A 26,731-nucleotide genomic window follows, 5' to 3' on the forward strand; every position below is an offset into this window, starting at 1 on the left:
GGGTTGCAGGCTTACCAGCGAGCGGGTTTTTCCGCGTGGAGGTTGTCCAGAATGTCCCTGAGCGGAATGCCGTCCGGGAAGGTGAGATCGGGGGCAACTTCAAACAGCGGCCAGAGCATAAACCCACGATTTTTCATGTCGTAATGCGGCACAATCAGGCGTGGGGTGTTAATCACCTCGTTGCCAAACAGCATAATGTCGAGGTCCAGGGTTCGGGGTCCCCAGCGTTCGGCTTTGCGCACGCGGCCCTGCTGCAACTCGATTCGCTGGGTGTTATCCAGCAATGTTTCGGCATCCAGCGCGGTATCCAGCACCACGGCGGCGTTCAGGTAGTCAGGCTGATCCTGAGGTCCCAGCGGTGGTGTGCGGTAAAAAGAGGAGACAGCGACGATCCGGCTCTGGGGGATCTCACCCAGCGCCTGAACGGCAGCATTAACCTGCTCCAGCGGAGAGGCCAGATTGCTGCCGATAGCGATATACGCGAGGGTCATGCGGTGCCTTCGCGACGCGGTGCGCGCTTGCGCGGACGACGGTGACGACGACGCGGTGCCGGCTCTTCATCAAGGCCGGTAAGCATATCTTTTTGCTCCGGCGGTGCGGAGACCTGGAACTCGGCCCACCACTGCGCCAGACGCTGCAGCTCCTGATTGCGTTCAATTTCAGCACGCAGAGAGAGCAGATCAAAGGCCGCGCGGAACTTAGGATGCTCCATCAGCTTCCAGGCGCGTTTGCCCTGACGACGGGACATACGCAGCTGAAGCTGCCAGATATCGCGCACCAGCGTGGTGATCCGTTTCGGGATGGCCAGCGTACGACAGCCTTCGTCCAGCACGTCGTTTGCCGCCAGCGCGAAAGCATCGTAATAGGCGAGACCGCTTTCCTGGGTAATGCGTTGAGCGGTTTCCAGCAGCGGATACCAGAACATTGCCGCAAACAGGAACGCCGGGTTCACGCGCATATCGTTGCGGATACGGGTGTCGGTATTCTTCAACACCTGTGCGATCATACGTTCCATTGGGCTGTCACCCTTTTCGGTGAAGTAGCGGGTAATGGTCGGGAATAACGGCTGGAAAAGGTTATATTCGCGCAGCAGGTTGTAGGTTTCAAATCCGTGACCGGCTTGCAGCAGTTTTAGCGCTTCTTCAAACAGACGGGCAGGTGGCACGTCGTTGATAAGCGTCGCCAGACGCGGGATCGGCTCTGCCGTCTCCGGGCTGATGCGCATATCCAGCTTGGCGGCGAAACGCACGGCGCGCAGCATACGCACAGGATCTTCGCGATAGCGGGTTTCCGGCGTACCGATCAGGCGAATCAGACCTTCTTTCAGATCCTGCATGCCGCCGACGTAATCACGCACGGTGAAATCCGCCACGCTGTAGTAAAGGCTGTTGATGGTGAAATCGCGACGCTGAGCATCTTCTTCGATAGAACCGAAGATGTTGTCGCGCAGCAGCATACCGTTCTGGCCGCGCTGGGAGGTCGTGCGATCGGATGCCCCCGCTTCGTGGTGTCCACGGAACGTCGCCACCTCAATAATTTCTGGCCCGAACATGACGTGAGCCAGACGGAAACGGCGGCCAACGAGACGGCAATTGCGGAATAATTTACGCACCTGCTCGGGCGTGGCGCTGGTCGTCACGTCGAAATCTTTGGGTTTTTTGCCCAGCAGTAAATCACGTACTCCACCGCCAACGAGATAGGCCTCGTAGCCCGCTTTATTCAGACGATAGAGCACCTTGAGGGCATTTTCACTGATATCTTTGCGGGAAATATTGTGCTGCTCACGCGGAATAACCGACATGTGGGGTTGCGCAATAGCGTCATTCGCCATGCTCTCTTCGCGGCTTAGCACTTTACGGCAAAAATTAGCGACTCGGGTAAAAATGGTACACCTCGTAGTGTGTTTTGTTATGAAAAAAGCGGCTAATCATAGCTCAGCGCAACGCATTTGAGAATGCTGGATTTTTGGCACTGCCCTGAGCGTCCAGTTGGCAATGGCCATTTTCAGCAGTTCGTCAATGTGCAGATCCTGCCATTCATGGGTTACATTCTGGTTGAGAAATCGCAACGCGTCGATCAAAACGGGGCGCGGATCGCCGTCTGGCAGGGCAGGGGCGTGGTTTTGCTTTGACAGCTTACTGCCCCGCTCGTTGACGGCCAGCGGCAGATGAATGTAATCCGGCGCTGTCCAGCCAAACTGGTGATACAACGCTATTTGCCGCACCGTAGGCTCGACCAGATCGGCCCCGCGCACAATTTCGGTGACGCCCTGAAAGTGATCATCCACCACCACCGCCAGGTTATAGGCAAACAGTCCGTCACGGCGGTGAATAATAAAATCTTCCCGCGCCAGGCGCTCATCCGCCTGAATGTCACCGGAGAGCAGGTCGTTAAAGTGGAGCACGGGAGCGCGCTGCAACAGACGTACGGCGGCGTGTTCCGGGCCGTGATTGAGCGTGCGGCAATGGCCGTCATAGACGCCCCCCACGCTCTGGATGCGCGCGCGGGTGCAGGTGCAGTTATAGGACAGCCCCTGCTCCGCGAGCCAGGCCAGACGTTCGCGGTAGGCGTCGTGACGTGTTGACTGCCAGAGAACGTCGCCGTCCCAGTGAAGACCGTAATGTTCCAGCTGACGCAGAATGGTGTCTGCTGCACCGGGAACTTCACGCGGAGGATCAATATCTTCAATGCGAACGAGCCATTTGCCCAGGCTGGCGCGCGCCTGCAGGTAGCTGCCGAGAGCGGCAATTAACGAGCCGAAATGTAATTCACCGGAGGGGGATGGCGCGAAGCGCCCGATATAGTGAGATTCAGACATATCAACAGTAATAAGGCGGGAGAGACTCCCGCCTTTGGAGTGGGTAAACAGGACCGGGATTAACCCGCCATCTGTTTTTCGCGGATTTCTGCCAGCGTTTTACAGTCGATGCACAGATCGGCGGTTGGACGCGCTTCCAGGCGACGAATGCCGATTTCAACACCACAGGATTCGCAGTAGCCAAAATCTTCGTCCTCGACCTTCTTCAGCGTTTTTTCGATCTTTTTGATCAGTTTGCGCTCGCGGTCACGGTTACGCAGTTCCAGGCTGAACTCTTCTTCCTGAGCGGCACGATCTACCGGATCCGGGAAGTTAGCCGCTTCATCCTGCATATGACTAACGGTGCGATCGACTTCATCCCTGAGTTGATTACGCCATGCTTCAAGAATACGCTTGAAGTGCGACAGCTGGGCTTCATTCATATACTCTTCGCCCGGCTTCTCTTGATACGGCTCCACCCCAGCGATGGCGAGAATACTCAGGGACGATGTTTTACGGTTTTGCCCTTCTTGCATGTTGCTTCTCCTTAACACGCACTATCGATCCCCGTGTTGGGGGAAAAATCAGGTCGCTATAAATAGCAGATGCTTTTCCGTATGGCAATTATCTAAACGTAACACTTGACAAGCCTGTGAGGAAAAGCGTATTTGCGCACGCGGCCAGAACACTTAATCATCAATCGTCTAATCCCTTATAAGACAATGGGAAGAGAGGATCTCAGAGTCATATTATCGGCAGAAAGTTCCGCTTTATAAGCCAAAACCTCTACCCCCTGCTTTTGTGCCTCATTCAACAATTGCGCGTATTTGAGATCAATATGGCGGGCTGGAGAAAATCGTTCAATGGCTGAGTGCAAAACCGCAAACAGCAATACGGCGCGTTTGCCCGCCGCCGCAACACTCATCAGCTCCCGCAGATGCTTCTGTCCCCGTAGCGTGACCGCATCCGGGAAGAAGCCGTTTTCCTGTTCCGCTAACGTGACTGATTTGACTTCAATATAGCACTCGGGGCGGTCTTCCGCCTGTAACATAAAGTCAATTCTGCTGCCTTCATCGCCATATTTCACTTCTGATTTATGCGTGCCGTAACCCACCAGTTCGGGAAGGGTTCCGTTGGTCAGGGCTTCCTTAACTAATTGATTCGCACGCAGGGTGTTAACGCAAATAAATGCCCCTTGCTGGGTTTGCGTCATTTCCCAGGTATAGGGATATTTGCGTTTAGTATTTTCTGACGTGGAATACCAGACCGTGTCACCCGGTGTCGCACATCCTGTCATTGCCCCGGTATTGGGGCAGTGCAGCGTTAACTGTTCCCCCTCAGGGGTAATAACATCGGCGAGAAAACGCTTGTAGCGTTGGATAAGCGTGGCGCGTTGCAGTGCAGGACTAAACTTCATCAGAATTCCTTAGGGTATCGCCCAGCGTCCAGCGCTGGAGCGGCGTATAGCGGGTGCGTCCTTGTGAAAAAACAGATTCGTACAGCGCGAATGAGGTCACCGGAAAGGCCCAGTGAAAACCCGGTGGCGGTATGGCAACGGCCTGACCGGCATCGCGCAGCAGCGTAATATGGGGATGAAACGGCTGCGGGCTCTGATAACACCCGCTACGCGCCGCCTGGGCGCGCAGCATATTTGCAAGCTGTAATAATCCGCGCGGCGGCTGGCGCGTCCCCAGCCAGACGACGCGGGAGCGGAGCCATTGCCCCGCATCATCAAGGGTCAGCGTGAACCTCGGCTGGGAAATCCGACCGGCCATCGCCGCCAGGGCGCGCTGTTTCTCTCCACTGACGTCGCCCAGAAAAGCCAGCGTCAGGTGGAGGTTTGCGGCGGCAACCGGGCGGCCCGCTTCGGGCGGGAAGTGTTCGGCGCGCCAGCGAACAATTTGTCGTTGGATCGGCGTGGGCAGCTCAATGGCGAAAAACAGTCGTTTCGACTCAGACATACAGGGGACTCGGTAATGATATGCGCCGATGCTACAATGTACGCCGACTAATGTTAACCCTCTGGAGCTGTTAGTGTCCTCATTGCCGGTCGCCGTCGTCCTTCCTGAACTGCTCGCTGCCTTGCAGGATGCCCCGCAGGTTTTACTTAACGCCCCTACGGGTGCCGGTAAGTCCACCTGGTTACCGCTGCACATCCTCAACGCAGGTATTATCAGCGGGAAGATTATCCTGCTGGAGCCGCGCAGACTGGCCGCACGCAACGTGGCACAGCGCCTGGCGGAACTGCTGAATGAAAAACCGGGCGAAACGGTGGGCTACCGTATGCGCGCCGAAACCTGCGTTGGCCCGTCTACACGGCTTGAAGTGGTGACTGAAGGGATCCTCACCCGTATGCTGCAAAACGATCCGGAACTGACCGGCATCGGGCTGGTGATTCTGGATGAATTCCACGAGCGCAGCCTGCAGGCGGATCTGGCGCTGGCGCTGTTGCTGGATGTCCAGCAGGGGTTACGGGACGATCTTCGACTGCTCATCATGTCGGCCACGCTGGATAACGAACGGCTACAGCAGACGTTACCGGATGCGCCGGTCATCACCTCCGAAGGGCGTGCGTTTCCGGTTGAGCGCCGCTATCAGCCGCTTCCTGCCCATCAGCGTTTCGATGAAGCGGTGGCTATCGCCACTGCCGACTTGCTGCGTCAGGAATCCGGTTCGCTGCTGCTGTTTTTGCCGGGCGTTGGCGAAATCCAGCGGGTGCAGGCGCAGCTCGCCGCCCGCGTGGGCAGCGACGTAATGCTCTGCCCGCTCTACGGCGCACTGTCGTTGAGTGACCAGCGCAAGGCCATCCTTCCCGCGCCGACGGGGCAGCGTAAAGTGGTACTGGCCACCAATATTGCCGAAACCAGTTTGACCATCGAAGGCATTCGCCTGGTGGTGGACAGCGCCCAGGAGAGAGTAGCCAGTTTTGACCCGCGTACCGGGCTGACGAAACTGCTGACGCAACGCATCAGCCAGGCGTCAATGGTTCAGCGTGCTGGCCGTGCCGGGCGTCTTGAGCCTGGCATCTGTTTGCATCTCATCAGCCCAGAACAGGCCGAACGCGCGGCTGTGCAGAGCACGCCGGAAATTTTACAAAGCGATCTTTCGGGGCTGATCGTGGAACTGTTGCAGTGGGGCTGCCCCGATCCCGCACAGTTGACCTGGCTCAATATGCCCCCGGCGGTAAACCTGGCGGCGGCGCGCGCCTTACTGACTCAGTTAGGCGCGCTGGACGGCGACAGGTTATCATCGCGCGGGCAGAAAATGGCCGCGCTGGGTAACGATCCCCGGCTGGCGGCGATGCTGGTGGCCGCGCAGGGCGATGATGAAATTGCCACGGCGGCAAAACTGGCGGCTATCCTTGAGGAGCCGCCTCGTGGTGCAAATTCTGATCTGGCCCAGGCCTTTTCGCGCAATCAGGGGAACTGGCAGCAGCGCGCGCAGCAACTCTGTAAACGGCTTAACAGCCGTGGTGGTACGCCGGACGCTGACAGCATTGCGCCCCTGCTGGCGCAGGCGTTTGCCGACAGGATCGCGCGTCGTCGCGGGCTGGATGGACGTTATCAACTGGCAAACGGCATGGGTGCTATGCTGGACAGCGATGACGCCCTGACGCGCCATGAATGGCTGATTGCGCCGCTCTTACTGCAGGGTAGCCACTCTCCTGATGCCCGTATTTTGCAGGCCGTGGCTGTGGATATTGATGCCCTCACGCGGGCGTGTCCGCAACTGCTTCAGCAGTCCGACATCGTTGAGTGGGATGATGTGCAGGGCACCCTGAAGGCATTTCGTCGTAGTCAGATAGGTAAACTGACCATGGGGACGAAGCCGCTGGCAAAGCCGTCGGAAGAGGAGTTGCACCAGGCGATGCTGAACGGTATCCGGGAAAAAGGATTAGGTGTTCTGAACTGGACACCGGAGGCCGAGCAGTACCGTATTCGTCTGCACTGTGCCGCACGCTGGTTGCCGGAGTATGCCTGGCCGGCGGTGGATGACGACACGTTACTTGCGTCTCTGGACACCTGGTTATTGCCGCAAATGAGCGGTGTACACTCGCTGCGGGCGCTGAAAGCGCTTGATGTTAAGGTGGCGTTACAGAATTTACTCGACTGGTCGTTACGTCAACGTCTGGATAGTGAACTGCCTGGGCATTACACTGTGCCGACCGGCAGCCGGATTGCCATTCGTTATCACGAGGATAATCCTCCGGCACTGGCGGTGCGGATGCAGGAGATGTTTGGTGAGGCGACCACGCCGTCTATCGCCGAGGGGCGCGTGCCCGTGGTGCTTGAGCTATTGTCACCTGCGCATCGCCCGCTGCAGATCACCCGCGATTTGGGCGCATTCTGGGCGGGGAGCTACCGTGAAGTGCAAAAAGAGATGAAAGGGCGTTATCCCAAACATGTCTGGCCGGACGATCCGGCGAATACGGCGCCGACACGGCGGACGAAGAAATATTCGTAAAAGGGGAGTGCGGCCTGATGCCCTCACCCCGACCCTCTTCCACAGGGAGAGGGAGAAAAGCAATTTTGAGAGATTTCTTCTTTCACAGGTCAGTGGAAGAAATGAGAATCGGGCCTTTGCGCCTGAACGTTGCGGAGAAAAAGCATGGCGGGGAATGACCGCGAGCCAATTGGGCGTAAGGGAAAACCAACGCGTCCGGCGAAAGAAAAGGTGAGCCGTCGTCGCCTCAGAGATGAGGACTATGACGATGACTATGAAGACGAGTATGAGGATGAAGAACCGATGCCGCGTAAAGGAAAAGGCAAAGGGCGTAAGCCTCGGGGCAAACGCGGTTGGTTCTGGCTGCTGCTGAAGCTGTTCATTGTTTTTGTTGTGCTGATGGCGATCTACGGCGTTTATCTGGATCAGAAGATCCGCAGCCGTATCGACGGGAAAGTCTGGCAGTTGCCTGCGGCGGTGTATGGCCGCATGGTGAACCTTGAGCCCGACATGTCGATCAGTAAGAACGAGATGGTGAAACTGCTGGAAGCCACCCAGTATCGTCAGGTGTCGAAAATGACGCGTCCTGGCGAATTTACCGTGCAGGCGAAAACCATTGAGATGATCCGCCGTCCGTTCGATTTCCCGGACAGCAAAGAGGGGCAGGTGCGTGCGCGTCTGACCTTTGACGGCGATCGTCTGGAAACCATCGAGAACATGGATAACAACCGCCAGTTCGGTTTCTTCCGTCTCGATCCGCGTCTTATCACCATGCTCTCTTCGGCGAACGGTGAACAGCGTCTGTTCGTCGCCCGTAACGGTTTCCCGGACCTGCTGGTGGACACCCTGCTGGCTACCGAAGACCGTCACTTCTATGAGCACGATGGTATCAGCCTTTACTCCATTGGCCGTGCGGTGTTGGCTAACCTGACTGCCGGACGTACCGTGCAGGGGGCGAGTACGCTTACCCAACAGCTGGTGAAGAACCTGTTCCTCTCCAGCGAGCGCTCTTACTGGCGTAAAGCCAACGAAGCGTACATGGCCGTGCTGATGGACGCGCGTTACAGCAAGGATCGTATCCTTGAGCTGTATATGAACGAGGTGTATCTCGGTCAGAGCGGTGATAACGAAATCCGCGGCTTCCCGCTGGCGAGCCTGTACTACTTTGGCCGCCCGGTGGAGGAGCTGAGCCTTGATCAGCAGGCGCTGCTGGTGGGCATGGTGAAAGGGGCGTCCATTTATAACCCATGGCGTAACCCGAAACTGGCGCTGGAGCGTCGTAACCTGGTGCTGCGTCTGCTGCAACAACAGCAGGTGATTGACCAGGAGCTGTACGACATGCTGAGCGCACGTCCGCTTGGCGTGCAGCCGCGCGGCGGTGTGATCTCGCCTCAGCCTGCGTTTATGCAGCTGGTGCGTCAGGAGCTGCAGAGCAAGCTCGGTGATAAAGTGAAAGATCTCTCCGGCGTGAAGATCTTTACCACCTTTGACTCCGTGGCGCAGGATGCGGCAGAAAAAGCGGCCGTTGAGGGCATTCCGGCGCTGAAGAAACAGCGTAAGCTGAGCGATCTGGAAACCGCGATGGTGGTGGTTGACCGTAACACGGGTGAAGTCCGTGCGATGGTGGGCGGGGCTGAGCCGCAGTTTGCAGGCTACAACCGTGCTATGCAGGCGCGCCGTTCGATCGGTTCACTGGCGAAGCCCGCAACCTATCTCACTGCCCTGAGTCAGCCAAATCTGTATCGCCTGAATACCTGGATTGCCGACGCGCCGATCTCCCTGCGTCAGCCTAACGGCCAGGTCTGGTCACCGCAGAACGATGATAAACAGTTCAGCGGCCAGGTAATGCTGGTGGATGCGTTGACCCGCTCCATGAACGTGCCGACGGTAAACCTGGGGATGGCGCTGGGTCTGCCGGCGATTGTCGACACCTGGCAGAAACTGGGCGTCGCCAAAGATCAGCTGCACCCTGTACCAGCCATGATCCTGGGGGCGTTAAACCTGACGCCAATCGAAGTGGCACAGGCGTTCCAGACCATTGCCAGCGGCGGTAACCGTGCACCGCTGTCAGCCCTGCGTTCGGTGATCGCCGAAGATGGCTCCGTGCTGTACCAGAGCTTCCCACAGGCGGAACGTGCCGTTCCGGCGCAGGCAGCCTATATGACGCTGTGGACGATGCAGCAGGTTGTGCAACGTGGTACCGGCCGTCAACTGGGTGCGAAGTATCCGGGCCTGCATCTGGCGGGTAAAACCGGGACCACCAACAATAACGTCGATACCTGGTTTGCCGGTATTGATGGTCGTGAAGTGGTGATCACCTGGGTGGGCCGCGATAACAACCAGCCAACCAAACTGTATGGTGCGAGCGGGGCGATGTCGATTTACCAGCGTTATCTGGCGAATCAGTCTCCGGTGCCGCTGGATCTGGTTGCACCGGAAGATATCGTGGATATGGGCGTGGACAGTTCCGGAAACTTTGTCTGTGGCGGCGGTATGCGTACCTTGCCTGTCTGGACCACCAACCCGGACTCCCTGTGCCAGCAGAGCCAGCCAGAGCAGCCGACGGGCAACCCGTTCGACCAGTCTTCTCAGCCTCAGCAGCCGCAGCAGCAACAACAGCCGCAGCAGCAGAACGAGAAGAAAGACAGCGACGGTGTCGCGGGCTGGATTAAAGATATGTTCGGCGGTAACTAACTGTTCCAGATCCCCCCGAAAGGGGGGATTTTTTTACCCGTTTTCCCCATTTTATTAACCCTCGTTTTAATTCTGATTAACCCTTCGTTTTCTCCTGGTTATTTCTTAAACCCTTAATTCTCGTAGGGCCGCTTACTGCTTGCTATACGGCCAACGTTTCGCCTATTATGCTGCGGTCATAATAATAATTCTCGTTTACGTTATCATTCACTTTTCCATCAGAGATACACCATGGCGCTTTCCAATACTGCTCAGCCAATTAACACGTCGCTGCGTAAAATCGCAGTTGTCGTAGCCACAGCGGTTGCCGGCATGTCTGCTTATACCCATGCTGCCGAAACCCCGAAAAAAGAAGAAACCATCACTGTCACTGCCGCTCCGGCTGCACAGGAAAGTGCCTGGGGGCCTGCACCAACGATTGCGGCGAAACGAACCGCGACGGCGACCAAGACCGATACACCTATAGAAAAGACGCCGCAGTCGATTTCCGTCGTTACGCGTGAAGAAATTGACATGAAGCAGCCGGGAACGGTCAAGCAAGCGCTGGCTTATACGCCGAGCGTTTTTGCCACCCGCGGCGCCTCAACGACATATGATGTGGTGTCGATTCGTGGTTTCACCACTTCCAGTACCGTGAATACCAACCAGTATCTCGATGGGATGAAGCTGCAGGGCGATAACTATTCTGAAGCGTCCATGGATCCGTACTTCCTTGAGCGCGTGGAACTGCTGCGTGGCCCAACGTCTGTACTGTACGGCAAAAGCCATCCGGGCGGTGTTGTGAGCATGGTCAGCAAGCGACCGACCACTGAGCCGCTGAAAGAAATTCAGTTCAAGATGGGCACCGATAACCTGTGGCAGACCGGGTTTGATTTCAGCGATGCGATTGATGATGACGGCGTGTGGTCATACCGCCTGACCGGTCTGGGTCGTAGTGAAAATGCGCAGCAGGAGATGGTCAAATCCACTCGCTATGCCATTGCACCTGCTTTCAGCTGGCGTCCTGACGACAAAACCGATTTCACTTTCCTGAGCAACTTCCAGAGCGATCCGGACGCGGGCTATTACGGCTGGCTGCCGCGGGAAGGGACCGTTGTGCCTTACTATGATGCCAACGGAAAAGCGCACAAGCTGCCGACCGATTTTAACGAAGGCGAGGAAGACAATAAGATCTCCCGTCGCCAGAAAATGGTGGGATACAGCTTCTCGCATGCGTTTGATGACACCTTTACCCTGCGTCAAAACCTGCGCTACACCAAAATCAACACCCTTTATCGTTCCGTCTACGGCAACGGCTATATCGCTCCGGCGCAAATCAGCCGCGCGTATGTACGTTCAGACGAAGATCTCAACTCGTTCACCGTTGATACTCAGCTCCAGTCAAAATTTGCGACCGGTGCCGTGGATCATACCCTGTTAACCGGGGTCGATTACCTTCGTATGCGTAATGATATCAACGCAGACTACGGTACTGCCGATCCGATCAGCATGACAAAGCCTGCGTATGGCAATCCGAACGTCGACGTTTACTACCTGTACAAAGTGCTTAATCGTCAGGAGCAAACCGGCCTGTACGCGCAGGATCAAGCTGAGTGGGATAAGTGGGTACTCACAATGGGTGGCCGCTATGACTTTGCGAAAACCTCTGCGCTGACCCGTACTACCGGTTCTACCGCGGAAATTAACGATCAGGCATTCACCTGGCGCGGCGGGATTAACTACCTGTTCGACAACGGTATCACGCCGTACTTCAGCTATAGCGAATCATTCGAACCGATTTCGGGCACCACTCAGGGCGGAAAACCGTTCGATCCGGCGCGCGGCAAGCAATATGAAGCCGGTGTGAAATACGTACCGAAAGATCTGCCTGTGGTGGTGACGGCCGCTGTGTATCAGCTGACCAAAAACAATAATCTGACGGCCGATCCGGCTAACCCGACCAGCGGCTTCAGCGTGCAAGGGGGCGAAATTCGTTCCCGTGGTGTTGAGCTGGAAGCGAAAGCGGCCGTATCAGCCAACGTGAACGTGACGGCTTCGTACAGCTTCACCGATGCAAAATACACACACGATACCTGGTATGAAGGTCGTCGCCCGGCGGAAGTGCCGCGTAACATGGCCTCTCTGTGGGCGGATTACACCTTCCACGAGACGGCACTGAGCGGTCTGACGCTGGGGGCGGGTGCGCGTTATATCGGCAACACCGTTTCCTACTACTCCTCAACGTCTCCGAAAGCCTACGAATCGTTTAACGTCGCGGGTTACGCGCTGGCGGATGCGACAGTGAAATACGATCTGGCGCGCTTTGGGCTGCCGGGATCTTCAGTTGGCGTCAACGTGAACAATATCTTTGACCGTGAGTACGTTTCCAGTTGCTATAGCGAGTACGCATGCTACTGGGGAGCTGGACGTCAGGTTGTGGCCACCGCGACCTTCCGCTTCTAATCTCTCTTCGGGCACGGTTCGCCGTGCCCTTTTTATTTAAGTTGGCTGATATGCAGGACAATAAAACGCACTCCGACACCACTTTTACGCTCAATCAACTCTCCTTTCGTGTTCCCGGGCGCACCTTGCTGCACCCGCTCTCGTTGACGTTCCCCGCAGGTAAAGTTACCGGCCTGATTGGTCACAATGGTTCCGGTAAATCGACGTTACTGAAAATGCTGGGCCGTCATCAGCCGCCTTCAGAAGGGGATATTTTGCTGGATGAACAGCCTCTGGAGAGCTGGAGCAGTAAAGCCTTTGCGCGCAAAGTCGCCTATCTACCGCAGCAACTGCCCCAGGCGGAAGGGATGACGGTGCGTGAGCTGGTGGCGATCGGGCGTTATCCGTGGCATGGCGCGCTCGGGCGCTTCGGTGTTGCCGACAGAGAGAAAGTGGAAGAGGCGATTGCGCTGGTGGGATTAAAGCCGTTGGCGCACCGTCTGGTCGACAGCCTTTCCGGGGGTGAACGTCAGCGAGCATGGATTGCGATGCTGGTCGCGCAGGACAGCCGCTGCCTGCTGCTCGACGAACCAACTTCCGCACTGGATATCGCTCATCAGGTTGATGTGCTTGCGCTGGTGCACCGCCTGAGCCAGCAGCGTGGCCTGACGGTTATCGCGGTCCTGCACGATATCAACATGGCGGCGCGCTACTGCGATTATCTTGTCGCACTTCGCGGCGGGGAGATGATTGCCCAGGGGACACCGTCGGAACTGATGCGAAGTGAAACCCTGGAACACATTTACGGTATTCCCATGGGGATCCTGCCTCATCCTGGTGGGGCTGCTCCGGTGAGCTTTGTTTACTGATGCTGAATTCTACTTTGTTGAGCCGCCGCCGCCTGCTGACGGCCATGGCACTTTCACCGCTGCTGTTAAAGATGAACCTCGCGCGGGCAGCGGCTGCCGTCGATCCGCACCGTATTGTGGCGCTGGAGTGGTTACCTGTTGAACTGATGATGGCACTGGGCGTCACGCCGTATGGTGTCGCCGATATTCCCAACTACCGGCTGTGGGTGAACGAGCCGGCGCTGCCCGATTCGGTCATTGATATTGGTCTGCGAACGGAGCCTAACCTTGAGCTGCTGACGCAGATGAAGCCGTCATTTCTGTTCTGGTCTGCGGGGTATGGCCCGTCAGAAGAGACAATGGCGCGTATTGCGCCTGGGCGGGGGTTCTCCTTCAGTGACGGAAAAAAACCGCTGACGATGGCGAAAAACTCCATCAACGAGATGGCGCATTTCCTCAATCGTGAGGCGGAAGCCAAACAACATTTCGCTGAGTTTGATGCTCTGATTGACTCCCTGAAGCCGCGTTTTGCCCATCGCGGAGACCGCCCGCTGCTGATGGTGACGCTGCTGGATGCGCGCCATATGCTGGTGTTCGGTAAAAACTGCCTTTTCCAGGAAGTGCTCGATAGTTTTGGTATTCGTAATGCCTGGGAAGGGGAGATGACCTTCTGGGGCAGCACCGCCGTCGGTATCGACCGTCTGGCGGCGTTCCGCGATGTGGACGTGCTGTGCTTCGATCACGGCAACGAGCGTGAAATGCAGGCGTTGATGGCGACACCGCTGTGGCAGGCGATGCCGTTCGTGCGTGAGCAACGCTTTACGCGTGCACCGGCGGTCTGGTTCTACGGCGCGACGCTGTCGGCCATGCACTTCGCCCGGGTGCTGGATAGCGCGCTGGGGGGAAAAGCATGAGTACGCGTATTGCCCGTTTCCCGGCGCTGTTGCTGGCTCTGATTTTCCTGACCGCGCTGGCGTTGACCTGGTTTAACCTCTCGACCGCCTTACCGCGCGGGCAGTGGGGCGCGGCCCTGGCTACGCCGGATATCGATAATATTCAGCAAATGCTGTTCCACTACAGCCTGCTGCCGCGTCTGTCGATTTCGCTGCTGGTCGGAGCCGGGTTAGGGCTGGTGGGCGTCCTGTTCCAGCAGGTTTTGCGTAACCCGCTGGCCGAGCCTACAACGCTTGGCGTCGCGACCGGTGCCCAGCTTGGGATCACGGTGACCACGCTGTGGGCACTGCCTGGCGCGTTAACCTCGCAGTTTGCCGCGCTTGCGGGCGCGTGCGTGGTCGGCGCGCTGGTCTTCGGCGTGGCCTGGGGGAAACGTCTCTCGCCCGTGACGCTGATCCTCGCAGGGCTGGTCGTCAGCCTGTACTGCGGGGCAATCAACCAGCTGCTGGTGCTGTTCCATCACGATCAGCTGCAAAGCATGTTCCTGTGGAGTACCGGTACGCTGACCCAGACCGACTGGAGCATTGTGCAGCGCCTGTGGCCGCAGCTCGTTGGCGGCGCCATGTTGACGCTACTGCTGTTACGTCCGCTGACGCTGATGGGGCTGGATGACGGCGTAGCCCGCAATCTGGGGCTGGCGCTCTCCCTGGCGCGTCTGGCGGCGCTGACGCTGGCGATTGTCCTCAGCGCATTGCTGGTTAATGCGGTTGGGATTATCGGCTTTATCGGACTGTTTGCCCCGCTGCTGGCCAAAATGCTCGGTGCGCGTCGCCTGCTGGCGCGACTGCTGCTGGCCCCGCTGATTGGGGCGCTGATCCTCTGGCTTTCCGATCAAATCATTCTCTGGCTGGCGCGTGTCTGGATGGAAGTCTCTACCGGGTCGGTAACGGCACTGGTTGGCGCGCCGCTGTTGCTGTGGCTGTTGCCACGCCTGCGCAGTATGAGTGCTCCCGCGATGGACGCGGGGGATAAAGTTTATGCTGAGCGTCAGTCGGTGCTGTGGTTCAGCCTGGCCGGTCTGGCGGTGTTGATCATCGTCTCGTTCGTCGCGCTTGCTTTCGGGCGCGATGCGGTGGGCTGGCACTGGGCAACGGGCGATTTGCTCCAGGAACTGCTGCAGTGGCGCTGGCCGCGTATCCTCTCGGCGTTGATTGCCGGGGTAATGCTGGCGGTCGCGGGCTGTATTATCCAGCGCCTGACCGGCAACCCGATGGCCAGCCCGGAAGTGCTGGGTATCAGTTCGGGAGCCGCATTTGGCGTGGTGCTGATGCTGTTCCTGGTGCCGGGAAATGCCTTTGGCTGGCTGATGCCTGCCGGGAGCATCGGGGCGGCAGTGACGCTGATGATCATCCTGATTGCCTCCGGGCGCGGCGGGTTTTCGCCTCACCGGATGCTGCTGGCCGGGATGGCGCTCAGCACCGCCTTTACCATGCTGCTGATGATGCTGCAGGCGAGCGGCGATCCGCGGATGGCGAAGATCCTGACCTGGATCTCCGGCTCAACGTACAACGCCACCGGCAGTCAGGTGGTGCATTCCGGGATCGTGATGATCGTGCTGCTGGCGATTGTGCCCCTGTGTCGCCGCTGGATGACGATCCTGCCGCTGGGGGGCGAAACCGCACGTGCGGTCGGCATGGCGTTAACGCCAACGCGCGTCGCGCTGTTACTGCTGGCGGCGTGCCTGACGGCCACAGCCACCATGACCATTGGCCCACTGAGTTTTGTCGGGTTGATGGCGCCGCATATCGCCAGAATGATGGGATTCCGCAGGACGATACCGCATATCGTGATGTCTGCCCTGACGGGCGGGGTAATGCTGGTAGTGGCGGACTGGTGCGGAAGAATGGTGCTGTTCCCGTATCAGATCCCGGCGGGTCTGCTGTCGACCTTTATCGGCGCGCCGTATTTTATTTATCTGTTGAGAAAGCAGAGTCGGTAATAAAAGTAAACGTCAATCCTAAGATTGACGTTTTAGGGTTTGCTCCCTCTCCCTGTGGGAGAGGGCCGGGGTGAGGGCGTCACGCCGCACGTGCTTACAACTTCGCAAACACCTTACGCGCCGCGTCGATGGTGTTATTGATATCCTCTTCGCTGTGCGCCACGGACATAAAGCCGGCTTCAAATGCTGACGGCGCCAGGTAGACGCCTTCTTCCAGCATCAGGTGGAAGAAACGCTTGAAGCGGTCAACGTCGCACTTCACCACGTCCTGATAGCTTGTCACGGTTTGGGCTTCCGTGAAGAAGATCCCGAACATCCCGCCCACGTGGTTCACCACCAGCGGAATACCCGCCTCTTCAGCCGCTTCCAGCAGACCATTTGCCAGCTGCGTCGTGCGATCAGTCAGGGTTTCATGGATGCCCGGCTGGGAGACTTCTGTCAGGCAGGCGAAGCCCGCCGCCATGGCAATCGGGTTACCGGAGAGCGTACCCGCCTGGTAAACCGGCCCCGTTGGTGCCAGGGCTTCCATCACATCCTTGCGCCCCCCGAATGCGCCCACCGGCATACCGCCGCCGATGATTTTGCCGAGACAGGTCAGATCCGGCTCAACGCCGTAATAAGACTGGGCACCCGCCAGCGCGACGCGGAAACCGGTCATCACTTCGTCGATAATCAGCAGCGCGCCAAACTCATCGCACAGGGCGCGCAGGCCCGGCAGGAAATCGGGCTGCGGTGGAATGCAGTTCATGTTGCCCGCAACCGGTTCAACGATGATGCAGGCGATCTCCTGTGGATACTGCTCGAATGCCGCACGAACGGTGTTCAGATCGTTATAAGTGCAGGTCAGGGTGTGTTTCGCGAAATCAGCCGGTACGCCCGGGGAGTTTGGCTGGCCAAGGGTCAGTGCGCCGGAGCCCGCTTTCACCAGCAGGCAGTCCGCATGGCCGTGGTAGCAGCCTTCAAACTTGATGATTTTGTCGCGACCGGTAAAGCCGCGCGCCAGACGGATAGCGCTCATGGTGGCTTCGGTACCGGAGTTCACCATACGCACCATATCCATGGTTGGCACCAGCTCGGTCACCAGCTCCGCCATTTTGACTTCCATCTCGGTAGGCGCGCCGAAGCTCAGGCCGCGCTGGGCCGCTTCAATCACTGCATTACGGATGGCGGGGTGGTTGTGACCCAGCACCATCGGGCCCCAGGAGCCGACGTAATCGATATAGGCCTTGCCGTCGACATCAAACAGGTACGCGCCATCAGCACGTTCAATAAACAGCGGCGTTCCGCCTACGCCGGTAAAGGCGCGAACAGGCGAGTTCACGCCGCCCGGGATAAGCTCGCGGGCTGCACTGTAGAGGTTTTCAGACTTGCTCATGGCGTCGTTCCTGGTTCGTATAAAATGATTAAGCACACTATTCTAAGTGATCAGCGAAAGGTAATGAAATTTTTGCCCCTTTCATTGCTAAACAATTTTTAAGTATTTTTCACGGGACGACGTGACGCACTCTGGTAAAATCCCTGTGGCGATTTGTATGACGAAAAGAAACGGTAATGAAAGCAGACTCACCTTCTTTTGAAGAACAACAGTTCCGACGCGCGCAACACCGGATCAGCATCCGGCGCTTGCTCAACCGCGATAAGACACCGCTGGCAATTTTACTGGCCGCCGCTGTAGTAGGTACGCTCGCCGGGCTGGCGGGGGTTGCCTTTGAAAAGGCGGTCAATGCGGTACTGAACTGGCGTATTGGTACGGTGGCCGGTTTCGCCGACAAAGGAGGGCTGGTCTGGGTCTGGGCGTTCGGGTTGTCCGCGCTATTTGCCATGGTGGGCTACTTTCTGGTGCGTAAATTTGCGCCGGAAGCGGGCGGTTCCGGGATCCCTGAAATTGAAGGCGCGCTGGAAGAGCTGCGTCCGGTGCGCTGGTGGCGCGTCATCCCGGTGAAGTTTATCGGCGGCATGGGAACGCTTGGTGCGGGTATGGTGCTGGGTCGAGAGGGGCCCACCGTGCAGTTGGGCGGGAACGTCGGGCGCATGGTGGGGGATCTGTTCAGGATGCGCAGCGCGGAAGCGCGCCATACGCTGCTGGCCACAGGCGCCGCAGCGGGGCTTTCGGCGGCGTTTAACGCGCCGCTGGCGGGGATCCTGTTTATAATCGAAGAGATGCGCGCCCAGTTCCGCTATAACCTTATCTCGATCAAAGCGGTCTTTACCGGTGTGATCATGTCGAGCATTGTGTTTCGCATTTTCAATGGCGAAAGCCCGGTGATCGAAGTGGGGAAACTGACCAATGCGCCGGTGAACACGCTGTGGCTGTACCTGATCCTGGGCATGATATTCGGTGTTGTCGGCCCGCTGTTTAACACCTTTATCCTGCGTGCGCAGGATATGTTCCAGCGCATCCATGGCGGGAATACCACGAAATGGGTGGTGATGGGCGGCGTGCTGGGGGGCTTGTGTGGCGTTCTGGGGTTCATTGAGCCGAACGCCGCGGGCGGCGGGTTCGGGCTGATCCCGATTGCGGCCGCAGGCAACTTCAGCGTGGGTCTGCTTCTGTTTATGTTTATTTCTCGCGTCATCACGACGGTGCTCTGTTTTTCCTCCGGTGCGCCCGGCGGTATCTTTGCCCCGATGCTGGCGCTAGGGACGTTGCTTGGCACAGCCTTTGGCATGGCGGCTGCGGCCGGTTTTCCGGCATATCATCTGGAGGCCGGTACGTTTGCCGTTGCCGGAATGGGGGCGCTGCTGGCGGCCTCCCTGCGCGCGCCGCTGACCGGGATCGTGCTGGTGCTGGAGATGACGGATAATTACCAGCTCATTTTGCCAATGATCATTACCTGTCTCGGCGCGACACTATTAGCCCAATTCCTGGGTGGAAAACCGCTATACTCCACCATTCTTGCTCGCACCCTGGCGAAGCAAGAGGCAGAACGGGCCGCAATGCAGAATACTTGAATGAATTACCAGGGTATTAGATAATGACAAAAAGCATTGGGTGAATTTTACCCAATTGCAGTAGCAGTATTCATGGGAGCATAAGATGAGTGATGACGTAGCGTTGCCGCTGGAGTTTACCGAAGCAGCAGCCAACAAAGTGAAAACCCTGATTGCCGACGAAGACAATCCGGATCTGAAACTGCGTGTCTATATTACCGGTGGCGGCTGCAGCGGCTTCCAGTATGGTTTTACCTTTGACGACCAGGTTAACGACGGCGATATGACTATCGAGAAACAGGGCGTCGCGCTGGTGGTTGATCCGATGAGCCTGCAATATCTGGTGGGCGGTTCGGTGGATTACACCGAAGGTCTGGAAGGTTCGCGCTTTGTGGTGACTAACCCAAATGCCACCAGCACCTGCGGGTGTGGGTCTTCGTTCAGTATTTAAGAGGGGCGGGCTGATGCCCTCACCCCGGCCCTCTCCCACAGGGAGAGGGAGAAAAGATTAAAAACGGTAACCTTGCGGTTACCGTTTTGCGTTTATCTTCCATTCTCATCCAATGCGAACGTCGGCAATTTAAGATGCCAGCGTATCGCCGCTAAACGTATCGCCAGCGTCACCACCATCCCCAGCATGGCTGAATTTTCCAGCGGGATCGCAAAGGTATAGTACGCCGTGGCGTGTACAATCCCGCCAATAATGCAGGCCGTAGCATAGATTTCGGTACGCAGGATCATCGGCACTTCTCGTGCCAGAATATCGCGAATAATCCCGCCGCCTACGCCAGTCAGCACGCCCATGCAGATGGCAACCATGGGCCCTGTCCCCGCATTAAAGGCTTTATTCACTCCAATGCCGACAAACACAGCCAGACCGACGGCATCCAGCACCGGGAGGATCCATTTCGGTAACCGGCGGGGCTGGCGAACCAGCACGATAGTTAACAGGCAGGTGACCATCGCCACCACCAGATCGGTAGGATCTTTCACCCAAAACACCGGGCCATTATCCAGCGCCATATCACGGATCGTTCCACCACCAACGGCAGTTACCACGCCAAGCACCAGCACGCCAAACGGATCCATGCGCAGTTTTCCGGCGAGTAAAACGCCGGAGATAGCAAAAACGGCTGTGCCAAGAATATCCAGCCAATAAACGAGCATCGTTAAATCCTCGAAGGGGGTCTTATGTTAATGACTCTCGGCCAGTGCGGCACAGAGTTGTTTTGCGGCGAGGATAATACGCGGGCTGGCGCGTTCAAACCAGTCGCTGGTGAGGGGGATCACCGGAATTTTTAGCTGGCTTTGCCAGAATTGTTCAATTTTAGGAATCTCGCTCGCATTTCCGACCACAACGATAGCCTGCGGTCTGCGAGCCAGAACCTGTTCCCGGCTGACCTGAGGCCACGGTATCCGGCTGGCCGCAAAGATATTTTCTCCGCCGCAGACTTCCAGGACCTGATTCTGAATAGAGCCTTTCCCGGTGGTGAACAGCGGCTGGCTGCCAAACTGCAAAAAGATGCGCTTTTTAACGGGGGTATCGTATTTTGCTTTGAGTGCCGCATAGTCGCTGAGCAGTTGTTTTGCCGCATCCTCGGCTTTGGCCGGGGTTGGACTATAGGGAGCCAGAGATCGTAACGCCTGAGCGACCTGCTCAATGCTCACGGCATCCACCCACATGACCTTGATCCCAAGCGACGTCAGTTGATTAACCTGCCGCTCGGCGTTACCGCCACGCCAGGCGAGCACGAGATCGGGCTTAAGCGCCACGATGCGTTCAATGTTCATCCCTTGCCAGGTCGCGACCTGTTCAATACGCGTGGCCTGAGGTGGATAATCAGAAAAGCTACTCACGCCAACGGGGGTGATCCCGGCGGCAAACGCCAGTTCGGTGTTAGCGGGGGAGAGGGTTATCACACGCGGCGCGGCGCAGAGCCAGGCCGGTGCGAGCAGAAGCAGGGCGACCAGCGCCCTGACGGCATGTTTAGCCACGAGCCAGTTTCTGCACAAGGCTCTCCACCATCACGGTGGACTGTTTTGCCGCGACAACCAGGAATTCGTCGAAGCTGATATGAGACTGCTGATCGGCCACGTCAGAGATGGCACGAACCACCACGAACGGGACGTTGAAGTTATGACAGACGTGAGCAATCGCGGTCGCTTCCATCTCAACGGCGATTGCCTGTGGGAAGTTGTGACGGATTTTTGCCAGGCCGACGGAGCCATTGATGAAGGCATCACCGCTCACAATCAGGCCGCGTACGGCGTTGAGGTTCAGCTCAGCAATGCACTCTTCTGCCGCCGCAACCAGCTTATCGTCGGCCTTAAAGCCGGCCGGGCAACCCGGAAGCTGACCGTATTCGTAGCCGAATGCGGTAACGTCTGCATCGTGGTAACGCGCTTCATCGGAGACGACGATATCACCCACTTTCAGGGTCGGTGCCAGACCGCCCGCAGAGCCGGTGTTAACGATCACGTCTGGCTTGCAGCGCTCAAGCAACAGCGTTGCGCCCAGCGCAGCAGCAACCTTACCGATGCCTGATTTCAGCAGAGCCACGTCAACACCGTTCAGTTGACCGGTATAGATCTCACAACCCCCCAGAGAGAGTGTCTGACGGTTCTCAATTTTGTCACGCAGCAGCGTAACTTCTTCTTCCATTGCACCAATAATGCCGATTTTCATAGATTTACTCGCGATGTGCCTTGTTAAGATGCATAGTCTATCATGCGCTTAAGGGGAAACGCATTCTCACGCGGGGGAGCACATGTCACAGATCGATTTTCGCACCAAAATTAACTGGCACCGACGTTTCCGTTCGCCGCAGGGGGAAAAGAGCGAACATGAGATCCTGCGTATCTTCGAAAGCGATCGCGGGCGGATCATTAATTCGCCTGCCATCCGTCGTCTGCAGCAAAAGACCCAGGTGTTTCCGCTTGAGCGTAACGCTGCCGTGCGCACACGCTTAACCCACTCAATGGAAGTTCAGCAGGTGGGACGCTACATTGCCAAAGAGATTTTAAGCCGCCTCAAAGAGCAGCGCTTGCTGGAAACCTATGGTCTGGATGAGTTGACCGGGCCCTTTGAGAGCATTGTTGAGATGGCCTGCCTGATGCATGACATCGGCAACCCGCCGTTTGGCCATTTCGGCGAGGCGGCGATCAACGACTGGTTCAGGCAGCGACTCTTCCCGTCAGATGCCGTCAGCCAGCCGCTCAGTGATGACCGCTGCGTGGTCCGGGATTTACGTCTGCGTGAAGGCGAAGAAGCGCTGAACGATCTGCGTCGTAAAGTGCGTCAGGATCTCTGTCACTTTGAAGGCAATGCACAGGGGATCCGGCTGGTGCACTCCCTGATGCGCATGAACCTGACCTGGGCACAGGTGGGATGCATCCTCAAATATACCCGTCCCGCCTGGTGGATGGGCGAAACGCCCGCTTCGCACAGTTATCTGATGAAAAAGCCGGGCTATTATCTCTCTGAAGAAGCCTATATTGAGCGGCTACGTAAAGAACTTTCATTGACTGCAAATGGCCGCTTCCCGTTAACGTGGATAATGGAAGCCGCCGATGACATCTCCTATTGTGTTGCCGACCTGGAAGACGCCGTTGAGAAAAGAATATTCAGCGTCGAGGAGTTGTATCAGCATCTTTATGATGCGTGGGGGAAACATGAAAAAGGTTCGCTGTTTGCGCAGGTCGTCGAAAATGCCTGGGAAAAATCGCGCGCAAATACATTAAGCCGCAGTACGGAAGATCAGTTCTTTATGTATTTGCGGGTCAATACATTAAATAAACTGGTGCCTTACGCCGCCTCGCGTTTTATTGACAATTTGCCGATGATTTTTAGCGGGGAATTTAATCATGCGTTGCTGGAGGATGACAGCAGCTTTAGTCAGTTGCTTGAGTTATATAAACATGTCGCAATGCGCCATGTCTTCAGCCACCCTGATGTTGAACAGTTAGAGCTGCAGGGATACCGGGTTATCAGCGGCTTACTGGAAATCTATCGACCCCTGCTGCAATTATCGGTCGATGAATTTAGCGAGCTGGTGGAACACGAGCGCGTGCGACGAATACCGATTGAGTCCCGGCTTTATCAGAAACTTTCTACCCGTCATCGTCTGGCTTATGTTGAAGCCATCGGCAAACTGGATCGCCACGCTCCTCAATGGCCGGTGCTCGAATATTATTATCGCTGTCGTCTCATCCAGGACTATATCAGCGGGATGACCGATCTGTATGCCTGGGACGAGTACCGCAAGCTGATGGCTGTGGAATAACCGGTGAGTTTTGTAAAGACGACCAATAAATTTTTACTTTTTCCATAAACTTATCGCCGGAACTAAGCGGTATAAAACGAATCTGAGTTACACAGCAATTTTGCGTTATCTGTAAATCGAGATTGAGAAACATGAAAAAAACCACATTAGCAATGAGTGCACTGGCTCTGAGTTTAGGTTTAGCGCTGTCTCCTCTGACTGCTACTGCAGCCGAGACCGCGTCGTCGGCAGCAACCGCGCAGCAGATGCCAAGCCTGGCACCGATGCTCGAAAAAGTGATGCCATCGGTGGTGAGTATCAACGTTGAGGGCAGCACGACCGTCAATACGCCGCGTATGCCGCGTAACTTCCAGCAGTTCTTCGGCGATAACTCGCCATTCTGCCAGGACGGTTCGCCATTCCAGAGTTCTCCGTTCTGTCAAGGCGGTGGCGCAGGGGATGACGGCCAGGGCGGCGGCCAGCAGCAGAAATTCATGGCGCTTGGCTCGGGGGTCATTATCGACGCTGCGAAAGGCTATGTCGTGACCAACAACCACGTGGTGGATAACGCCAACAGCATTAAGGTTCAACTGAGCGACGGGCGCAAATTTGACGCCAAAGTGGTGGGCAAGGACCCACGCTCTGATATCGCACTGATCCAGATTCAGGATCCTAAAAACCTGACGGCGATTAAAATTGCCGACTCCGACGCGCTGCGTGTCGGTGACTACACCGTGGCCATCGGTAACCCGTTCGGTCTGGGTGAAACCGTGACGTCGGGTATTGTCTCAGCGTTGGGCCGTAGCGGTCTGAACGCGGAGAACTATGAAAACTTCATCCAGACGGATGCGGCGATCAACCGCGGTAACTCCGGCGGTGCGCTGGTGAACCTGAACGGTGAGCTGATTGGTATTAACACTGCCATCCTGGCGCCGGACGGCGGCAACATCGGTATCGGTTTTGCTATCCCAAGTAATATGGTGAAAAACCTGACCGCACAGATGGTGCAGTATGGCCAGGTGAAACGCGGTGAGCTGGGTATTCTGGGTACGGAGCTGAACTCTGAGCTGGCGAAAGCGATGAAAGTTGACGCCCAGCGCGGCGCGTTTGTGAGCCAGGTTATGCCGAACTCCTCCGCAGCAAAAGCGGGGATTAAAGCCGGGGATGTGATCACCTCCCTGAACGGTAAACCGATCAGCAGCTTTGCCGCCCTGCGTGCCGAAGTGGGCTCAATGCCAATTGGCAGCAAAGTGACGCTCGGCCTGCTGCGTGACGGTAAGGCGGTTAACGTGAGCCTGGAGCTGCAGCAGAGCAGCCAGAATCAGGTCGATTCCAGCACCATCTTCAGCGGGATTGAAGGGGCGGAGATGAGCAACAAAGGTGCAGATAAAGGCGTGGTGGTGAATAACGTGAAAGCGAACTCACCGGCAGCCCGTATCGGCCTGAAAAAAGGTGATGTGATCATGGGGGCTAACCAGCAGCCGGTGAAAAACATCGCTGAACTGCGCAAAATTCTCGACAGCAAGCCATCCGTGCTGGCGTTGAATATTCAGCGTGGTGACACCTCTATTTATCTGCTGATGCAGTAATCCTCTTAAGCCCCTGCTCGCAGGGGCTTTCTCGTTTCTGTGACCTTTTCCACAAGTCCACATTTCTCTCCCTGACTTTGTGCATTCGCACAATGCGACCGTAACCGAACTCCCCTATGCTGGAGCACTGCTCACAGGAGGGCTACATGGCTGGCTGGCATCTTGATACCAAAATGGCGCAGGACATCGTGGCGCGCACCATGCGCATCATTGATACCAATATCAACGTAATGGATGCCCGTGGGCGCATTATTGGCAGCGGCGATCGCGAGCGCATTGGGGAATTGCACGAAGGTGCGTTGCTGGTGCTTTCCCAGGGGCGGGTCGTGGATATCGATGATGCCGTGGCGAAACACCTGCACGGCGTCCGTCAGGGCATCAATTTACCGCTGCGCCTCGAAGGGGAGATTGTTGGCGTAATAGGCCTGACCGGCGAACCCGAATCACTGCGTAAATATGGCGAGCTGGTCTGTATGACGGCGGAGATGATGCTGGAGCAGTCGCGCCTGATGCATCTGCTGGCGCAGGATAGCCGTCTGCGCGAAGAGCTGGTGATGAACCTGATTCAGGCAGAGGAGCATACGCCTGCGCTGAGCGAGTGGGCTCAGCGTCTGGGCATCGACCTGAACCAACCACGCGTGGTGGCGGTGATTGAGGTGGATAGCGGCCAGCTGGGGGTCGATAGCGCAATGGCTGAATTGCAGCAACTGCAGAATGCGCTGGCGACGCCGGAGCGTGACAACCTGGTGGCGATCGTTTCCCTGACGGAAATGGTGGTGCTCAAGCCGGCACTTAACGCGTTCGGTCGCTGGGATGCGGAAGATCACCGTCGTCGTGTGGAGCAGCTGATTTCCCGTATGAAAGAGAACGGTCAGCTGCGTTTTCGCGTCGCCCTGGGAAATTACTTTACCGGACCTGGCAGTATTGCCCGCTCATGGCGTACGGCGCGTACCACGATGATGGTGGGTAAACAGCGAATGCCGGAAAGCCGCAGCTATTTTTATCAGGATCTGATGCTGCCGGTACTGCTCGACAGCCTGCGCGGTGGCTGGCAGGCCAATGAGCTGGCGCGTCCGCTCGCGCGCCTGAAAGCGATGGACAACAATGGCCTGCTGCGCCGGACGCTACAGGCGTGGTTCCGGCATAACGTGCAGCCGCTGGCGACGTCGAAAGCGCTGTTCATTCACCGCAATACGCTGGAGTATCGGCTCAACCGGATTTCGGAGCTGACAGGGCTGGATCTGGGGAGTTTTGACGACAGGCTGCTGCTGTATGTGGCGCTGCAGCTGGATGAACAGCGATAGCTGAGTGCGGTATGGTACCCTCACCCCATCCCTCACAGGAAGAGGGCGCAAACACGAAAAACGGCAATCAAGGATTGCCGTTTTGCTTTTATTTCCGGGTTAATTTCTCAAGATCCGCTTCAATCTCGCTGATCTTATTAGTCACAACGCTTTCAAGGTGACGCAGATCGTCAAGGATCTTACGCTTGAGATCGACTTCGGTACGGTCGCGCTGGCAGATCTGATCGAGTTCATCAATCACATAGCGCAGGTTAGGGCTGATTTCCTGAACCTCTTTGTATCCCTGTCCTACACCGTCTGCGACGACGGTCTTACGCTGGCGTGGGTATTTGAACTTCACGCTCTTGGCGAAAAACTCTCCTTTGTCCTTGTGAAAATAGATTTTTAAAATATCGTTGTTGGCTTCCTGGCGAAGGCTGTAACGATCAATTTCATCAGGATTGGTAATGCCCAGACTTTTCAGATTATCGTACATAGCGGTACCCTTGATCTCAACATAACCTTTGAATAATTAACGAAAAAATCTATTTTCGCCACCCTCAGATATGA

22 protein-coding genes are annotated in these 26,731 nt (G+C 56.9%); 11 read left to right on the top strand and 11 right to left on the bottom strand.

The features are described 5' to 3' along the window. Positions 1 to 11: 11 nt before the first annotated feature. The 6 genes from folK to thpR all read right to left on the bottom strand — a co-directional run bounded on the left by folK (position 12) and on the right by thpR (position 4,758). On the bottom strand, positions 12 to 491 hold the full coding sequence (gene folK, locus EKN38_RS10190; RefSeq protein WP_014830691.1) for a 2-amino-4-hydroxy-6-hydroxymethyldihydropteridine diphosphokinase: 480 nt from the start codon (positions 489 to 491) through the stop codon (positions 12 to 14). After that, complete coding sequence (gene pcnB, locus EKN38_RS10195; protein WP_074163208.1) at positions 488 to 1,885, bottom strand: polynucleotide adenylyltransferase PcnB; 1,398 nt, start codon at positions 1,883 to 1,885, stop codon at positions 488 to 490. The genes folK and pcnB overlap by 4 nt, the downstream gene beginning before the upstream one ends. Before the next feature lie 42 nt (positions 1,886 to 1,927). Then, positions 1,928 to 2,818 (bottom strand): tRNA glutamyl-Q(34) synthetase GluQRS, encoded by an 891-nt coding sequence (gluQRS, locus tag EKN38_RS10200; protein WP_047360392.1) that lies wholly within the window; start codon positions 2,816 to 2,818, stop codon positions 1,928 to 1,930. Between the two features lie 59 nt (positions 2,819 to 2,877). Continuing rightward, a complete protein-coding gene (gene dksA / locus EKN38_RS10205; protein WP_013095632.1) occupies positions 2,878 to 3,333 on the bottom strand; it encodes an RNA polymerase-binding protein DksA in 456 nt (151 codons plus the stop codon). A 176-nt stretch (positions 3,334 to 3,509) separates the two neighbouring features. After that, a complete protein-coding gene (gene sfsA / locus EKN38_RS10210; protein ID WP_014830694.1) occupies positions 3,510 to 4,214 on the bottom strand; it encodes a DNA/RNA nuclease SfsA in 705 nt (234 codons plus the stop codon). Then, the gene (thpR, locus tag EKN38_RS10215; protein ID WP_014830695.1) at positions 4,204 to 4,758 is read right to left on the bottom strand and encodes an RNA 2',3'-cyclic phosphodiesterase; all 555 of its coding nucleotides are present in this window, start codon (positions 4,756 to 4,758) and stop codon (positions 4,204 to 4,206) included. Before thpR ends, sfsA begins: the two co-directional genes overlap by 11 nt. 73 nt (positions 4,759 to 4,831) lie before the next feature. On the opposite strand from thpR, the gene hrpB reads away from it, so the two are divergent. The 6 genes from hrpB to fhuB all read left to right on the top strand — a co-directional run bounded on the left by hrpB (position 4,832) and on the right by fhuB (position 16,096). Further along, positions 4,832 to 7,261 carry an ATP-dependent helicase HrpB gene (hrpB, locus tag EKN38_RS10220; RefSeq protein ID WP_014830696.1) on the top strand — a complete coding sequence of 810 codons (2,430 nt, stop codon included), beginning with the start codon at positions 4,832 to 4,834 and terminating at the stop codon, positions 7,259 to 7,261. Between the two features lie 144 nt (positions 7,262 to 7,405). Continuing rightward, the gene (gene mrcB, locus EKN38_RS10225; RefSeq protein ID WP_014830697.1) at positions 7,406 to 9,934 is read left to right on the top strand and encodes a bifunctional glycosyl transferase/transpeptidase; all 2,529 of its coding nucleotides are present in this window, start codon (positions 7,406 to 7,408) and stop codon (positions 9,932 to 9,934) included. 231 nt (positions 9,935 to 10,165) lie between these two features. Next, positions 10,166 to 12,376, top strand: a complete 2,211-nt coding sequence (gene fhuA / locus EKN38_RS10230) for a ferrichrome porin FhuA (RefSeq protein WP_014830698.1) — start codon at positions 10,166 to 10,168, stop codon at positions 12,374 to 12,376. A 50-nt stretch (positions 12,377 to 12,426) separates the two neighbouring features. Beyond that, positions 12,427 to 13,224, top strand: coding sequence for a Fe3+-hydroxamate ABC transporter ATP-binding protein FhuC (gene fhuC / locus EKN38_RS10235; RefSeq protein ID WP_014830699.1), 798 nt, complete (start codon positions 12,427 to 12,429; stop codon positions 13,222 to 13,224). Beyond that, positions 13,224 to 14,117: a Fe(3+)-hydroxamate ABC transporter substrate-binding protein FhuD gene (fhuD, locus tag EKN38_RS10240; protein ID WP_014830700.1), complete on the top strand. Its 894-nt coding sequence runs from the start codon at positions 13,224 to 13,226 to the stop codon at positions 14,115 to 14,117. Before fhuC ends, fhuD begins: the two co-directional genes overlap by 1 nt. Continuing rightward, entirely contained in the window at positions 14,114 to 16,096 is a 1,983-nt protein-coding gene (gene fhuB, locus EKN38_RS10245; RefSeq protein WP_014830701.1) for a Fe(3+)-hydroxamate ABC transporter permease FhuB, read from the top strand. The genes fhuD and fhuB overlap by 4 nt, the downstream gene beginning before the upstream one ends. 94 nt (positions 16,097 to 16,190) lie before the next feature. Here fhuB and hemL read toward each other — a convergent pair whose 3' ends face one another. Then, the gene (gene hemL / locus EKN38_RS10250) at positions 16,191 to 17,471 is read right to left on the bottom strand and encodes a glutamate-1-semialdehyde 2,1-aminomutase (protein WP_014830702.1); all 1,281 of its coding nucleotides are present in this window, start codon (positions 17,469 to 17,471) and stop codon (positions 16,191 to 16,193) included. 176 nt (positions 17,472 to 17,647) lie between these two features. Between hemL and clcA the strand changes: the two genes are divergently transcribed. Together clcA and erpA are read left to right on the top strand one after the other, a co-directional pair. After that, positions 17,648 to 19,048 (top strand): H(+)/Cl(-) exchange transporter ClcA, encoded by a 1,401-nt coding sequence (gene clcA, locus EKN38_RS10255; RefSeq protein ID WP_014830703.1) that lies wholly within the window; start codon positions 17,648 to 17,650, stop codon positions 19,046 to 19,048. An 85-nt stretch (positions 19,049 to 19,133) separates the two neighbouring features. Beyond that, positions 19,134 to 19,478: an iron-sulfur cluster insertion protein ErpA gene (gene erpA / locus EKN38_RS10260; protein ID WP_013095643.1), complete on the top strand. Its 345-nt coding sequence runs from the start codon at positions 19,134 to 19,136 to the stop codon at positions 19,476 to 19,478. 92 nt (positions 19,479 to 19,570) lie between these two features. On the opposite strand, the gene EKN38_RS10265 is transcribed toward erpA, so the two are convergent. The 3 genes from EKN38_RS10265 to mtnN are packed head-to-tail and all read right to left on the bottom strand — an operon-like array spanning position 19,571 to position 21,713. Beyond that, positions 19,571 to 20,194 (bottom strand): TRIC cation channel family protein, encoded by a 624-nt coding sequence (locus tag EKN38_RS10265; RefSeq protein WP_013095644.1) that lies wholly within the window; start codon positions 20,192 to 20,194, stop codon positions 19,571 to 19,573. Positions 20,195 to 20,221: 27 nt separating this feature from the next. Next, entirely contained in the window at positions 20,222 to 21,022 is an 801-nt protein-coding gene (gene btuF, locus EKN38_RS10270; protein ID WP_014830704.1) for a vitamin B12 ABC transporter substrate-binding protein BtuF, read from the bottom strand. Next, positions 21,015 to 21,713 carry a 5'-methylthioadenosine/S-adenosylhomocysteine nucleosidase gene (gene mtnN, locus EKN38_RS10275; RefSeq protein WP_013095646.1) on the bottom strand — a complete coding sequence of 233 codons (699 nt, stop codon included), beginning with the start codon at positions 21,711 to 21,713 and terminating at the stop codon, positions 21,015 to 21,017. Before mtnN ends, btuF begins: the two co-directional genes overlap by 8 nt. Positions 21,714 to 21,795: 82 nt before the next feature. On the opposite strand from mtnN, the gene dgt reads away from it, so the two are divergent. From dgt to cdaR, 3 genes are all read left to right on the top strand, one after another. Further along, on the top strand, positions 21,796 to 23,310 hold the full coding sequence (gene dgt / locus EKN38_RS10280) for a dGTPase (protein WP_014830705.1): 1,515 nt from the start codon (positions 21,796 to 21,798) through the stop codon (positions 23,308 to 23,310). A gap of 131 nt (positions 23,311 to 23,441) precedes the next feature. After that, positions 23,442 to 24,878: a serine endoprotease DegP gene (gene degP, locus EKN38_RS10285; protein WP_014830706.1), complete on the top strand. Its 1,437-nt coding sequence runs from the start codon at positions 23,442 to 23,444 to the stop codon at positions 24,876 to 24,878. A 146-nt stretch (positions 24,879 to 25,024) separates the two neighbouring features. Beyond that, positions 25,025 to 26,182, top strand: coding sequence for a DNA-binding transcriptional regulator CdaR (cdaR, locus tag EKN38_RS10290; RefSeq protein ID WP_013095649.1), 1,158 nt, complete (start codon positions 25,025 to 25,027; stop codon positions 26,180 to 26,182). An 88-nt stretch (positions 26,183 to 26,270) separates the two neighbouring features. Here the strand turns inward: cdaR and EKN38_RS10295 are convergent, their stop codons facing one another. Beyond that, complete coding sequence (locus EKN38_RS10295) at positions 26,271 to 26,657, bottom strand: DUF3461 family protein (RefSeq protein WP_014168696.1); 387 nt, start codon at positions 26,655 to 26,657, stop codon at positions 26,271 to 26,273. Between the last annotated feature and the right edge of the window lie 74 nt (positions 26,658 to 26,731).

This window comes from Enterobacter sp. WCHEn045836, from assembly GCF_003965585.1.
Classification (GTDB): Bacteria; Pseudomonadota; Gammaproteobacteria; order Enterobacterales; family Enterobacteriaceae; genus Enterobacter; species Enterobacter dissolvens.